This is a genomic window from Pseudomonas sp. yb_5 (assembly GCF_043103865.1).
Taxonomy (GTDB): domain Bacteria; phylum Pseudomonadota; class Gammaproteobacteria; order Pseudomonadales; family Pseudomonadaceae; genus Aquipseudomonas; species Aquipseudomonas putida_Y.
Genome location: NZ_JBICKE010000021.1, coordinates 1 through 13,907, shown reverse-complemented (window position 1 = coordinate 13,907; position 13,907 = coordinate 1). Strand labels below are relative to the sequence as shown.

Below are 13,907 nucleotides of genomic sequence, written 5' to 3'. Positions count from 1 at the left end.
CAGATAAGCATGGCCCTACTGCAGATTGCCGAACCCGGTCAAAGCCCTCAGCCGCACCAGCGCCGTCTGGCGGTTGGGATCGACCTGGGCACCACCAACTCAATGGTCGCTGCGCTGCGCAGCGGCCGTAGCGAGCCCCTGCCCGATGCGCAGGGTAACGTCATTCTGCCGTCCGCGGTGCGCTACCTCGAAGGGCGCAACGAAGTGGGGCAGGCCGCGCGTGATGCCGCCTCCAGCGACCCGTTGAACACCGTGCTGTCGGTCAAGCGCCTGATGGGGCGCGGCCTGGCCGACGTCAAGCAGCTGGGTGAGCAACTGCCATACCGCTTTGTGGGTGGTGAATCGCACATGCCGTTCATCGACACCGTGCAGGGGCCGAAAAGCCCTGTGGAAGTGTCTGCCGACATCCTGAAGGTGTTGCGCGAACGTGCCGAGGCCACCCTGGGTGGCGAGCTGGTAGGCGCGGTGATCACCGTGCCGGCCTATTTCGATGATGCCCAGCGTCAGGCTACCAAAGACGCAGCGCGTCTGGCCGGCCTGAACGTGCTGCGCCTGCTCAACGAGCCGACTGCGGCCGCCGTAGCCTATGGCCTGGACCAGAACGCCGAAGGCGTGGTGGCCATCTATGATCTGGGCGGCGGTACTTTCGATATTTCCATCCTGCGCCTGACCGCTGGCGTATTCGAAGTGCTGGCCACCGGCGGTGATACCGCCCTGGGTGGTGACGACTTCGACCATGCGATTGCCGGCTGGATCATCGAGCAGGCTGGCCTGTCGACCGATCTGGACCCGGCTACCCAGCGCGCGCTGCTGCAAACCGCCTGCGCCGCCAAGGAAGCCCTGACCGACGCTGACGTGGTCAGCGTCAGCCATGGTGCCTGGCACGGAGAGCTGACCCGTAGCGCCTTCGAAGCCATGATCGAGCCACTGGTTGCCCGTAGCCTGAAGGCCTGCCGCCGTGCCGTGCGCGACAGTGGCGTTGAACTGGAAGAAGTCAGCGCCGTGGTCATGGTCGGTGGTTCGACCCGCGTGCCGCGTGTGCGTGAGGCCGTGGGCGCGCTGTTCGGGCGCACCCCGCTGACCTCGATCGACCCGGACCAGGTGGTGGCCATTGGTGCCGCCATCCAGGCCGACACCCTGGCCGGCAACCGCCGTGAAGGTGGCGAGCTGCTGCTGCTCGATGTCATCCCGCTGTCGCTTGGTCTTGAAACCATGGGCGGGCTGATGGAGAAGGTGATTCCGCGCAACACCACCATTCCGGTGGCCCGCGCTCAGGAGTTCACCACGTACAAAGATGGCCAGTCGGCCATGATGATTCACGTGCTGCAGGGCGAGCGCGAGCTGATCAGTGACTGCCGTTCGCTGGCCCGCTTCGAACTGCGCGGCATCCCGGCCATGGTTGCCGGTGCTGCGAAAATCCGCGTCACCTTCCAGGTGGATGCCGATGGCCTGCTCAGCGTCGCTGCCCGCGAGCTGGGTTCGGGCGTGGAAGCCAGCATTCAGGTCAAGCCGTCCTACGGCCTGACCGACGGCGAAATCGCCCGCATGCTCAAGGACTCCTTCGAACACGCCGGTTCCGACAAGCACGCCCGTCAGTTGCGTGAGCATCAGGTGGATGGCGAGCGGCTGCTCGAAGCGGTGCAGGGCGCCCTGGACGCCGACGGCGATCGCCTGCTCAGCAGTGACGAGCGCGACGCCATCGAATTCCAGATGCAAGAACTACGTGATTTGCTGGCCGGCACCGATGGCGCAGCCATCGAGCAACAGACCAAGCGTTTGTCGCAGGTGACCGATGCATTTGCCGCCCGTCGCCTTGATTCGACGGTCAAAGCCGCACTGGCCGGGCGCAACCTGAATGAGATCGAGGAGTAATCGATGCCGCTGGTGACATTCCTGCCGCATGAGAAGTTCTGCCCCGAGGGGCTGACCGTGGAGGTCGAGCCCGGGACCAACATCCTGGAGCTGGCCCACGACCATCACATCGAGATGGAAAGTGCCTGCGGCGGCGTCAAGGCCTGCACCACTTGCCACTGCATCGTGCGCAAGGGCTTCGATTCGCTCGAAGAGGCTGACGAGTTGGAAGAGGACATGCTGGACAAGGCCTGGGGCCTGGAAGCGCAATCGCGCCTTGGCTGTCAGGTGGTCGTCGCTGACGAAGACCTGACCATCGAGATCCCCAAGTATTCGCTCAACCACGCTGCCGAAGCACCGCACTGAGGGTCTGTACATGAGTCTGAAATGGGTTGATGTACTTGAGATCGCAATCCAGCTTGCAGAAAGCAAGCCTGAGGTCGATCCTCGTTATGTGAATTTCGTGGACCTGCACCGCTGGGTGCTGGCATTGCCAGAGTTCAGCGACGATCCGTCACGCGGCGGTGAGAAAGTGCTCGAGGCAATCCAGGCCGCCTGGATCGACGAAGCCGACTAAGCGTCACTTGCAGGTTAGGCAATCCCCCGGAACCCGCGTATAATTCGCGGGTTTAATTTTTCGTAACACTCATATTCTGGAGTTTTCCATGGCTGTTCAACGTACTTTCTCCATCATCAAGCCTGACGCTGTTGCCAAAAACGTCATCGGCAAGATCACCACTCGCTTCGAAGAAGCCGGCCTGAAAATCGTTGCCTCGAAAATGAAGCAACTGTCCAAAGCCGAAGCCGAAGGCTTCTACGCTGAGCACAGCGAGCGCGGCTTCTTCGGTGACCTGGTTGCCTTCATGACTTCCGGTCCCGTCGTTGTCCAGGTTCTGGAAGGCGAGAACGCCATCGCCAAGAACCGTGAGCTGATGGGCGCTACCAACCCTAAAGAAGCTGCTGCCGGCACCATCCGTGCTGACTTCGCCGAGTCGATCGACGCCAACGCCGTTCACGGTTCGGACTCCGAAGCTGCTGCTGCTCGCGAAATCGCTTACTTCTTCGCTGCTACCGAGGTAACCACTCGCTAAGCGAAAGCTTACGGGTGAGGGTGAATCCATGACGACATCTACTGGCAAAATCAACCTGTTGGGTCTGACCCAGCCGGAAATGGAACAATTCTTCGACTCTATCGGGGAGAAGCGCTTCCGTGCCGGCCAGGTGATGAAATGGATTCACCATTTTGGCGTGTCCGACTTTGCGGCCATGACCAACGTAGGCAAGGTCTTGCGCGAAAAGCTCGAGGCCGTTGCCGAGATTCGCCCGCCGGAAGTGATCAGTGAAGACATTTCCGCCGACGGCACCCGCAAATGGGTGATCCGCGTTGCCTCCGGCAGCTGCGTCGAGACCGTCTATATTCCAACCGACGACCGCGGCACCCTCTGCGTATCGTCGCAAGCCGGCTGTGCCCTGGACTGCAGCTTCTGCTCCACCGGCAAGCAAGGCTTCAACAGCAACCTTACCGCCGCCGAAGTGATCGGCCAGGTGTGGCTTGCCAACAAATCCTTCGGGACCGTTCCTGCCAAAGTCGACCGCGCGATTACCAACGTGGTCATGATGGGCATGGGCGAGCCCTTGCTGAACTTTGACAACGTCATTGCCGCCATGAAAATCATGATGGATGACCTTGGCTATGGCATTTCCAAGCGTCGTGTCACCTTGTCCACCTCGGGCGTGGTGCCGATGATCGACGAACTGGCCAAGCACATCGACGTGTCGCTGGCCCTGTCGCTGCACGCGCCGAACGACGAACTGCGCAACAAGCTGGTGCCGATCAACAAGAAGTACCCGCTGAAGATGCTGCTGGAATCGTGCATGGGCTACATGTCCACTTTGGGCGGCAAGCGCGTGCTCACCGTCGAGTACACCCTGCTCAAGGACGTCAACGACCAACCCGAGCATGCCGCGCAGATGATCGAACTGTTGCGCGATGTACCCTGCAAGATCAACCTGATCCCGTTCAACCCGTTCCCGCATTCGGGCTACGAGCGACCAAGCAACAACGCCATTCGTCGCTTCCAGGATCTGCTGCACCACGGTGGCTTCAACGTCACCACCCGTACCACGCGCGGCGACGACATCGACGCTGCCTGTGGCCAACTGGTCGGTCAGGTCAATGACCGTACCCGCCGCAGTGAGCGCTATATCGCTGTTCGCCAGCTTTCTGCGGACGTCGAACTGCCAGACAGCGCCGCCAGCCACTGACAGGTACCTTGCCCATGAGCCTGCGCGCCGCGTCGATCCTTGCGCTTTCGCTGCTGGCCGGCTGCGTGTCAGGCGGCGCGAGCGACCCCTTGGCCAGCCGCCAGGGCAGAGTGGAGGCGGGGCGGGCTTATGTACAGCTTGGCTTGGGTTATTTGCAACAAGGTTTGACCGAACAGGCCAAGGCGCCGCTGGGCAAGGCCCTGGCACTGGATGACCAGGATGTCGACGCGCACGCGGCACTGGCGGTAGTGTTTCAAGCCGAAGGTGAGCCGGCGCTGGCCGAAGCACACTTTCGCAAGGCCTTGCTGATAAGTCGCGGTGACACGCGAATTCGCAACAATTACGGCAGTTTCCTTTATGCTCAGGGGCGATTTGCCGAGGCCAAGCAGATGTTTCGCCTGGCCAGTGCCGATACCCTGTATCCTGAGCGCTCACGCGTGTACGAAAATCTGGGCCTGACCGCCCTGAAGCTCGAACGCCGCGATCAGGCGCACGCGTATCTGTTGAAAGCGTTACAACTCAACCAGCACCAACCAAAAGCGTTGCTGGAAATGGCTGAGTTGTTCTACGAAAACAGGCATTATGTGCCGGCCCGGGACTACTACGATCGTTTCAGCCAGTTGAGCGACCACGACGCCCGTAGCCTGCTGCTGGGCAGCCGCCTTGCCAGGGTGTTCGACGAGCAGGGCGCACTGGCCGAATTGGGCCAGCAATTACAACGACTTTATCCCGGTACGCCGGAATACCAGCAATACCTGTCGGAGCAACGATGAACGCCGCGCATCCCGAAGTAGCAGTAGCGCCTGGCCAGAACCCCGGTGAGCTTTTGCGCCTGGCCCGTGAGAAACGGGACTGGTCTCAAGCCGAGGTGGCCCGCAAGCTCAACCTCACTGTCAGTTCGTTGAACCATGTGGAAACCGGCGCCTTCGACAAGCTGCCCGGGCATACTTTCGCTCGTGGCTACATTCGTGCCTACGCCAAGTTGATGGACCTCGACCAGGCCGCCCTGGTAGATGCCTTCGACCGCTACACCGGTACCCACGCCAAAGGCAGCGACGTGCATTCGCTGGGCCGTATCGAAGAGCCTGTGCGGCTGTCGCACAACATCCTGCGCGGCGTCAGCCTGTTGTTGCTGGTGGCTGTTGTCGGTGGTGGCTTTTTCTGGTGGCAGGACCAGGGCAGCCTGCGGGGCAAGGAGCTGGCCAAGATTGCCCTGGAGCACGTCGAGGTCGAAAGCGCCGACGGCACGACACAGATTCACCCGCTCGATGAGCCTGAAGACCAGGCCGTTTCCGTTGGCCAGCAAGCTGAAAGTGCACCGCTGGCGCTGGAGCAAGGCGCTGCCGAGCAGCCTGCTGCCGCTGAACAGGCGCCGGTAAGCTCGGAGCCAGCCATTGCCGCAGCGCCTGCTCCGGCACAGCAAGCGCCTGCGCAACCCGCACCTGCTGCTTCGCCTGCTCCGGTTACGCCCCCGGTACAGGCCGCTGCTGCACCTGCACCGGCCGCCGCTGAGCCTGCCGCGGTGCCGACTGGCAGTGCCAAGGTCGCCATTCAGTTCACCGCCGATTGCTGGACCCAGGTCAGCGACGGCAACGGCAAGGTGCTGTTCAGCGCCATCAAGCGCAAGGGGGACAACCTCGAGCTGACCGGCAAGCCGCCTTTCTCGGTACGCCTGGGCTTTGCCCGGGGCGCCCAGGTCAGCTACAACGGCCAGGCCGTCGATGTTGCTCCGTTCACCAGTGGCGAGACTGCTCGCCTGAAGTTGGGACAGTAAGTCATGCACGGCGAATCTCCGATCAAGCGTCGCGAATCCCGCAAAATCTGGGTTGGCAATGTGCCGGTGGGCGGTGATGCGCCCATCGCGGTGCAGAGCATGACCAACACCGACACCAACGATGTCGCTGCCACCGTGGCGCAAATCCAGCGTCTGGTCGATGCCGGCGTGGACATCGTGCGGGTCTCGGTGCCGGACATGGACGCGGCCGAAGCTTTTGGCAAGATCAAGCAACTGGTCAGCGTGCCGCTGGTCGCCGACATCCATTTCGACTACAAGATCGCATTGCGCGTTGCCGAGCTGGGTGTTGATTGCCTGCGTATCAACCCGGGCAACATCGGCCGTGAAGACCGTGTGCGCGCCGTGGTCGATGCCGCCCGCGACCGCGGCATTCCGATTCGTATCGGGGTCAACGCCGGTTCGCTGGAAAAAGACCTGCAGAAGAAGTACGGCGAACCGACCCCGGCTGCGCTGGTCGAGTCGGCCCTGCGTCACGTCGAGCATCTCGACCGCCTGGATTTCCAGGACTTCAAGGTCAGCGTCAAGGCCTCGGACGTGTTCATGGCTGTCGAAGCCTACCGCCTGTTGGCCAAACAGATCGTACAGCCGCTGCATCTGGGCATCACTGAAGCCGGCGGCCTGCGCTCGGGGACGGTGAAGTCCGCCGTCGGCCTCGGTATGCTGCTGGCCGAAGGTATTGGCGATACCATCCGTATCTCGCTGGCGGCCGACCCGGTCGAAGAAGTGAAAGTCGGCTACGACATCCTCAAGTCGCTGCATCTGCGTTCGCGTGGCATCAACTTCATCGCCTGCCCGAGCTGCTCGCGGCAGAACTTCGATGTGGTCAAGACCATGAACGAGCTGGAAGGGCGTCTGGAAGACCTGCTGGTGCCGCTGGATGTGGCGGTGATTGGTTGCGTGGTCAACGGCCCGGGTGAAGCCAAGGAAGCCCATGTAGGGTTGACCGGCGGCACGCCGAACCTGATCTACATCGACGGCAAGCCTGCCCAGAAACTGACCAATGACAACCTGGTCGATGAGCTGGAAAAGCTCATCCGCCAGAAAGCGGCCGAAAAGGCCGAAGCCGACGCGGCGCTGATCGTCCGTGGCTGACACACCGAATTCGTAAGGACTTTTCGTGAGCAAATCGCTGCAAGCCATTCGTGGCATGAACGACATCCTGCCAGAACAGTCGCCGCTGTGGCGCTACTTCGAAGGCACCGTGGCCGGTCTGCTGGACACCTACGGGTACAGCCAGATCCGCACGCCGATCGTCGAGTTCACCGAGCTGTTCAAACGCTCGATCGGTGAAGTGACCGACATCGTCGAAAAAGAGATGTACACCTTCGAGGACCGCAACGGCGATTCGCTGACCCTGCGTCCTGAAGGCACCGCTGCCTGCGTGCGAGCGGTGCTCGAGCACGGCATCACCGGCAACGGTCAGGTGCAGAAGCTGTGGTACATCGGCCAGATGTTCCGCCACGAGCGCCCGCAGAAGGGCCGTTACCGTCAGTTCCACCAGATTGGCGTGGAAGTGTTCAACCTGGACGGCCCGGACATCGATGCCGAGCTGATCATGTTGACCTGGCGCCTGTGGGGCCTGCTGGGCATCCAGGACGCGGTCAAGCTCGAGCTCAACAGCCTGGGCACCAGTGAAGCCCGCGCACGCTACCGTGACGCGCTGGTCGAGTTCCTTTCGGCGCGTCTGGAGCAGTTGGACGAAGACAGCCAGCGTCGCCTGAAGAGCAACCCGCTGCGCATCCTCGACAGCAAGGACCAGAACACCCAGGCGGTGCTGGTCGGCGCGCCGAAGCTGGAAGACTATCTGGACGAAGAATCGCGCGTGCACTTCGAGGGCCTCAAGGCCCGCCTGGATGCCGCCGGTATTCCGTTCGTGATCAACACCAAGCTGGTACGTGGCCTGGACTATTACAGCAAGACCGTGTTCGAGTGGGTAACCGACAAGCTCGGCGCCCAGGGCACAGTGTGCGCGGGTGGCCGTTACGACGGCCTGGTCGAACAGATGGGTGGCAAGCCGACCACTGGCGTTGGTTTCGCCATGGGCATCGAGCGCCTGATCCTGCTGTTGGAAACCCTGGGCAAAGTGCCGGAGTCCATCAGCCGCCAGATCGACGTGTACCTGTGCGCCTTTGGCGAGCAGGCGGAGCTGGCCGGCCTGCGCCTGTCCGAAGGCCTGCGCGACCGCTTGCCGGGCCTGCGCCTGGCCGTCAACGCCGGTGGTGGCAGCTTCAAGAGCCAGTTCAAGAAAGCCGACAAGAGCGGTGCACTGTTCGCCCTGATCCTCGGCGACGACGAGCTGGCCAAGCAAGAAATCGGCTTGAAGCCCCTGCGCGGCCAGGGCGAACAACAGAACATTGCCTGGGATGCTCTTGCAGAGCACCTGGAAACCGCGATCGTGCAGGCGTAACGCGGTTCAACAAGCGAATAGGCGAAAAGGAGTATTGGGGTGTCGAGTACCGATGATGATGACCTGGCAGGGATCAAGGACTGGTGGAGCCGCAACGGCAAGCCGCTGCTGACCGGCGCATTGCTGGCTGGCGTGGTGGTGTTGGGCTGGAATACCTGGCACAAGTACCAGAACAACCAGTCGCAAGGTGCCTCGCAGTTGTATCAGGCGTTGATTGAAACCAGCCTGACACCGACCGGCCAGCCGGACACCACCAAGGTCGCGGAGCTGGCCGGCAAGCTCAAGAGCGAGTTTGGCGGCACCGCTTACGCCCAGTACGGCAGCCTGTTCGTGGCCAAGGTCGCGGTCGACAGCGGCAAGCTCGATGACGCCGCAGCGGAGCTGAAAAGCGTGCTGGACAATCCGGCCGACGTCACCCTGGGCGAGATTTCGCGTCAGCGTCTGGCGCGCGTACTGGCAGCCCAGAACAAGGCCGAAGATGCCCTGAAGCTGCTCGACGGCGACGCCGACAAAGCTTTTCTGGCCAGCCGTGAAGAGTTGAAGGGTGACCTGCTGGTTCAGCTGGGTCGCGCCGACGACGCACACAGCGCTTACGAAAAAGCCAAGGCCGCGCTGTCCGATGACGCGGCGGTCGGTGGCTTGCAATTGAAGCTGGATGACCTGGCTAAAGGGGACGCGTAAGTGATCGGTTGGAAACATGCAGCAGTGCTGACCCTGGCCGTACTGGCCGCGGGTTGCAGCAGCAACAGCAAGAAGGAACTGCCCCCGGCCGAGCTGACCAAGTTCACCGAGGAAGTGGTGCTGAAGAAGCAGTGGAGCCGTTCGATCGGTGACGGCCAGGGTGAAACCTACAACACCCTGGTCCCGGCCATCGAGAACGACCGCATCTACGCTTCCGACGTCAACGGCGAAGTCTATGCCCTTGATCGCATCACCGGTGACGTGGTGTGGAAGAAGGACCTGGAGCTGAAGGTTTCCGGCGCAGTTGGCGTGGGCTACGGCCTGGTCATGCTCGGTACCCTCAAGGGTGAAGTCATTGCCCTGGACTCCAGCACCGGTGAGGAGCGTTGGCGCTCGCGCGTGACCAGCGAAGTGCTGGCCCCGCCTGCCAACAACGGTGACGTGGTGGTGGTACAGACCCAGGACGACCGCCTGATTGGCCTGGATGCCGCCACTGGCGACCGCCGTTGGATCTACGAGAACTCCCCGGCCGTGCTGACGCTGCGTGGCACCGGTGCGCCAATCGCCACCAACCGCCTGGCAGTTGCCGGCCTGTCTACCGGCAAGGTTGTAGCGGTGGACATCAACAATGGTGTGCCGGTGTGGGAAAGCCGCGTGGCCATCCCGCAGGGCCGTTCCGAGCTGGACCGTGTGGTCGACATTGACGGCGGCCTGCTGCTGTCCGGTGGTATCTTGTACGTCAGCACTTACCAGGGGCGCGTTGCTGGCCTGGACCTGGAAAGCGGCCGCGAGCTGTGGCAGCGCGATGCCTCCAGCTACGTGGGTGTCGCCCAGGGCTTCGGTAACGTCTATGTGAGCGAGGCTTCTGGCTCGGTCGAGGGTATCGATGAGCGTTCTTCCAGTGCCCTGTGGACCAACGACTCGATGGCGCGTCGCCAACTGACCGCGCCTGAAGTGTTCTCCAGCTACGTAGCGGTAGGGGACTTCGAAGGTTACCTGCACTTGCTCAGCCAGGTCGATGGCCGTTTCGTCGGCCGTGAGCGCATCGACAGCGATGGCCTGCGCGCCCGCCCGCTTGTGGTCGGCGACACCATCTATGTCTTTGGCAACAGCGGCAAGCTCGAGGCACTGACCATCCGCTGAAGCTATGCTTGAAGCCTTGACCGGCTTCAAGTCGCGGCGTACGCGCCGCCCGTACTCCGGCCGCTGCCTTGCAGCGGCCTTTGCATTTTCAAGAATTCGAGAGTGGAGAGCCGATGGTTCCCGTAATTGCCCTGGTGGGCCGCCCGAACGTCGGCAAATCCACCATGTTCAACCGCCTGACCAAGACCCGCGATGCCATCGTCGGTGACCTGTCGGGCCTGACCCGTGACCGCCAGTATGGTGATGCCAGCTGGCAGGGTCGCTCCTTCATCCTGATCGACACCGGTGGTATCACCGGTGACGAAGTGGGCATGGACGAGAAAATGGCCGAGCAGTCGCTCATGGCCATCGAAGAAGCCGACTACGTGCTGTTCCTGGTTGATGCCCGTGCGGGCATGACCGCAGCCGACCAGATGATCGCCGAGCACCTGCGCAAGCGGAACAAGTCGGCGATCCTGGTTGCCAACAAGATCGACAACATCGACCCCGACGTTGCCCGCGCCGAATTCTCGCCAATGGGCATGGGTAACGCCATCCCGGTGGCGGGCTCCCAGGGCCGTGGTATCAGTGCCCTGATGGAAGCCGTGCTCGGCCACTTGCCGCGCGATGCCGAAGAGGAAGCCCTCGACCAGGACGTCGCTGAAGGTGAGGAAGCCGTGCGCATTCCTGGCCCAAGCGAGAAGGATGGCATCAAGATCGCCATCATCGGTCGCCCGAACGTTGGCAAGTCGACGCTGGTCAACCGCATGCTCGGCGAAGAGCGTGTGGTGGTCTACGACGAGCCAGGCACCACCCGTGACAGTATCTACATCCCGTTCGAGCGCGATGGCGAGAAGTACACCTTCATCGACACCGCCGGGGTGCGCAAGCGGGGCAAGATCCACGAGGAAGTCGAGAAGTTCTCGGTAGTGAAGACGCTGCAGGCGATCAAGGACGCCAACGTCGTCATCTTCGTCATGGATGCCCGCGAAGGTGTGGTCGACCATGACCTGAACCTGCTGGGCTTCGCCCTTGAAGCCGGTCGCGCCATCGTCATTGCCCTGAACAAGTGGGATGGCATGGAGCCAGGTGAGCGTGCCTACGTGAAGACCGAGCTGGAGCGCCGGCTGTTCTTCGTCGACTTTGCCGACATCCACTTCATTTCCGCGCTGCATGGCACGGGCGTGGGCAACTTGTACAAGTCGGTACAGGCTGCGTTCACGTCCGCGGTTACCCGTTGGCCAACCAGCCGCCTGACGCAAATCCTCGAAGATGCCGTGAGTGAGCACCAGCCGCCGATGGTCAATGGTCGCCGCATCAAGCTGCGCTATGCCCACCTCGGCGGTGCCAACCCGCCGCTGATCGTGATCCACGGCAACCAGACCGACAGCATTCCCAAGTCGTACTCGCGTTACCTGGAAAACACCTATCGTCGGGTGCTCAAGCTGGTCGGTACGCCGATCCGTATCGAGTACAAGGGGGGTGAGAACCCGTACGAGGGCAAGAAGAACACCCTTACCGATCGCCAGGTCAACAAGAAGCGCCGCCTGATGTCGCACCACAAGAAGGCCGAGAAGAAGCGTCGCGACAAACGTTAAGTAGCGCCATGTGGGGGCGGGCAAGGTCGCCCCCACAGACGCCCCTTGATCCAGAGCAATCCCCCTATTGTTTCAACCTTTTTCCTGACCGCTTGATCCGCTATGCTCGGACTCCACCCCGTGCCGGATATACCCCAGGAAAGAGGGCTCCATGATCCGCAGCAAACTGCCGAATGTCGGCACGACCATCTTCACCACCATGTCCCAGCTCGCCGTGCAGGCTGGCGCGCTCAACCTGTCCCAGGGTTTTCCTGACTTCAATGGCCCGCAGGCCCTGCTCGATGCAGTGGGCCGGCACGTGGCTGCCGGGCATAACCAGTATTCGCCGATGACCGGCCTGCCGGCCTTGCGCCAGCAGGTAGCGGCCAAGGTCGAGCGGCTGTATGGGGCCAGGGTGGATGCCGATCAGGAAGTGACTATCACCCCCGGCGCCACCGAGGCTATTTTCTGTGCCATCCAGGCGGTGGTACATGCCGGTGACGAAGTGATCGTCTTCGATCCCTGCTACGACAGTTACGAGCCGTCGGTGGAGCTGGCCGGTGGCCGCTGTGTTCATGTGCAGCTGAGCGACGGTACCTTCCGTATCGACTGGCAGAAATTCAGCGATGCCTTGAGCCCGCGCACGCGCATGGTCATCCTCAACTCGCCACACAACCCCAGCGGCGCGCTGATCACTCGCGAAGACCTCGACCAGCTGGCCGCGCTTATTGCCGACCGCGATATCTACCTGGTCAGCGATGAAGTGTACGAGCACCTGGTCTACGACGGCGTACGCCACGCCAGCGTGCTGGCCCATGAGCAGTTGTACTCGCGTGCCTTCGTGGTCAGTTCGTTCGGCAAGACGTACCACGTTACCGGCTGGAAGACCGGGTACGTGATTGCACCGCCTGCCTTGAGCGCCGAGCTGCGCAAAGTGCACCAGTACGTCAACTTCTGTGGCGTGACGCCGCTGCAGTGTGCCTTGGCCGATTTCATGGCCGAGCACCCCGAGCATATTGATGAGTTGCCGGCCTTTTACCAGGCCAAGCGCGACCTGTTCTGCGGTTTGCTGGGAGGCTCGCGTTTCAACTTTACCCGCACGACGGGCACTTATTTCCAACTGGTGGACTATTCGCAAATCCGCCCGGACCTGAACGACGTCGACATGTCGCTGTGGCTGACGCGTGAGCACGGCGTGGCGACCATCCCGGTATCGGTGTTCTACCAGCAACCCATCCCCGAGCAACGCCTGGTGCGCCTGTGCTTTGCCAAACGAGAGGAGACGCTGCGTCAGGCAGCGGAAAGACTATGCGCGATCTGAGTACACTGCCGAACCTGAAAGTCGCCCTGGTGCAAACCACCCTGGCCTGGCATGACCGCGAGGCCAACTACGCGCACTTCGAGGTGCTGCTGGAGCAGGTGGGCGAGGTGGACCTGGTGATCCTGCCGGAAATGTTCACCACCGGCTTTTCGATGCAGTCGGAAAGCCTGTGCGAGCAGGAGAACGGTCCGACCTATAAATGGTTGAAAGCCCAGGCGAAGAAGCACAATGCGGTGATTACCGGCAGTGTGATCATCCAGGCGGCCGATGGCAGCCACCGCAACCGCCTGTTGTGGGCACGGCCGGACGGCGAGATTCTGCACTACGACAAACGCCACCTGTTCCGCATGGCCGGTGAGCACAAACATTACACCCCAGGCGAGCGGCAGGTGCAGTTCGAGGTCAAGGGCTGGCGGATTCGCCCGCTGATCTGCTACGACCTGCGCTTCCCGGTGTGGAGCCGCGACGCCCAGGACACTGACCTGCTGCTGTATACCGCCAACTGGCCGGCCGCGCGCCGCCAGCACTGGAACCGTCTGCTGCCGGCGCGGGGCATCGAAAACCTGTGCTATGTGGCGGCGGTGAACCGGGTGGGCACGGACGGTAAAGGCTTTGCTTATTCTGGTGACAGCCAGGTGCTGGATTTCCAGGGTGAGAGCCTGCTCAGTGCCGGGGAGGCGGACGGGGTGTTTACTGCAGTGCTGAGCGCGTCGGAACTGGCGGCGTACCGGGCCAAGTTCCCGGCCAACCTGGATGCCGATACCTTCGAGCTGCACTGACAGCAGCGCCGGCTTCTTCGCGGGCCTGCCCGCGAAAGGGCCTGGTGGCCAATCTCCCTGGCCCTTCACCGTTGCCGCCGCCACCGTATTCGCGGGTAAACCCGCTCCT

General features: G+C 62.2%; 14 protein-coding genes. All 14 read left to right on the top strand.

Annotation, left to right across the window (positions count from 1 at the left end):
• Positions 1-9 precede the first annotated feature (9 nt).
• Positions 10-1,872, top strand: a complete 1,863-nt coding sequence (gene hscA / locus ACF8GF_RS02860) for a Fe-S protein assembly chaperone HscA (protein ID WP_176685531.1) — start codon at positions 10-12, stop codon at positions 1,870-1,872.
• Between the two features lie 3 nt (positions 1,873-1,875).
• A complete protein-coding gene (gene fdx, locus ACF8GF_RS02855) occupies positions 1,876-2,217 on the top strand; it encodes an ISC system 2Fe-2S type ferredoxin (protein ID WP_021781772.1) in 342 nt (113 codons plus the stop codon).
• A 10-nt stretch (positions 2,218-2,227) separates the two neighbouring features.
• Complete coding sequence (iscX, locus tag ACF8GF_RS02850) at positions 2,228-2,428, top strand: Fe-S cluster assembly protein IscX (RefSeq protein WP_003248529.1); 201 nt, start codon at positions 2,228-2,230, stop codon at positions 2,426-2,428.
• A gap of 88 nt (positions 2,429-2,516) precedes the next feature.
• On the top strand, positions 2,517-2,942 hold the full coding sequence (gene ndk / locus ACF8GF_RS02845) for a nucleoside-diphosphate kinase (RefSeq protein WP_003248526.1): 426 nt from the start codon (positions 2,517-2,519) through the stop codon (positions 2,940-2,942).
• 28 nt (positions 2,943-2,970) lie between these two features.
• Positions 2,971-4,116 (top strand): 23S rRNA (adenine(2503)-C(2))-methyltransferase RlmN, encoded by a 1,146-nt coding sequence (gene rlmN, locus ACF8GF_RS02840; protein ID WP_392461357.1) that lies wholly within the window; start codon positions 2,971-2,973, stop codon positions 4,114-4,116.
• Between the two features lie 14 nt (positions 4,117-4,130).
• On the top strand, positions 4,131-4,889 hold the full coding sequence (gene pilW / locus ACF8GF_RS02835; RefSeq protein WP_392487624.1) for a type IV pilus biogenesis/stability protein PilW: 759 nt from the start codon (positions 4,131-4,133) through the stop codon (positions 4,887-4,889).
• The gene (locus tag ACF8GF_RS02830) at positions 4,886-5,890 is read left to right on the top strand and encodes a RodZ domain-containing protein (protein WP_176685533.1); all 1,005 of its coding nucleotides are present in this window, start codon (positions 4,886-4,888) and stop codon (positions 5,888-5,890) included. Before pilW ends, ACF8GF_RS02830 begins: the two co-directional genes overlap by 4 nt.
• A 3-nt stretch (positions 5,891-5,893) precedes the next feature.
• A complete protein-coding gene (gene ispG, locus ACF8GF_RS02825) occupies positions 5,894-7,003 on the top strand; it encodes a flavodoxin-dependent (E)-4-hydroxy-3-methylbut-2-enyl-diphosphate synthase (protein ID WP_021781776.1) in 1,110 nt (369 codons plus the stop codon).
• A 25-nt stretch (positions 7,004-7,028) separates the two neighbouring features.
• Entirely contained in the window at positions 7,029-8,318 is a 1,290-nt protein-coding gene (gene hisS / locus ACF8GF_RS02820) for a histidine--tRNA ligase (RefSeq protein WP_176685534.1), read from the top strand.
• A gap of 39 nt (positions 8,319-8,357) precedes the next feature.
• Positions 8,358-8,999 (top strand): tetratricopeptide repeat protein, encoded by a 642-nt coding sequence (locus ACF8GF_RS02815; protein ID WP_176685535.1) that lies wholly within the window; start codon positions 8,358-8,360, stop codon positions 8,997-8,999.
• On the top strand, positions 9,000-10,142 hold the full coding sequence (bamB, locus tag ACF8GF_RS02810) for an outer membrane protein assembly factor BamB (RefSeq protein ID WP_021781779.1): 1,143 nt from the start codon (positions 9,000-9,002) through the stop codon (positions 10,140-10,142).
• A gap of 113 nt (positions 10,143-10,255) precedes the next feature.
• Positions 10,256-11,719: a ribosome biogenesis GTPase Der gene (gene der, locus ACF8GF_RS02805; protein ID WP_176685536.1), complete on the top strand. Its 1,464-nt coding sequence runs from the start codon at positions 10,256-10,258 to the stop codon at positions 11,717-11,719.
• A gap of 151 nt (positions 11,720-11,870) precedes the next feature.
• The gene (locus ACF8GF_RS02800; RefSeq protein ID WP_176685537.1) at positions 11,871-13,019 is read left to right on the top strand and encodes a pyridoxal phosphate-dependent aminotransferase; all 1,149 of its coding nucleotides are present in this window, start codon (positions 11,871-11,873) and stop codon (positions 13,017-13,019) included.
• Positions 13,007-13,798 (top strand): amidohydrolase, encoded by a 792-nt coding sequence (locus tag ACF8GF_RS02795; protein WP_021781782.1) that lies wholly within the window; start codon positions 13,007-13,009, stop codon positions 13,796-13,798. Before ACF8GF_RS02800 ends, ACF8GF_RS02795 begins: the two co-directional genes overlap by 13 nt.
• Positions 13,799-13,907: the final 109 nt, after the last annotated feature.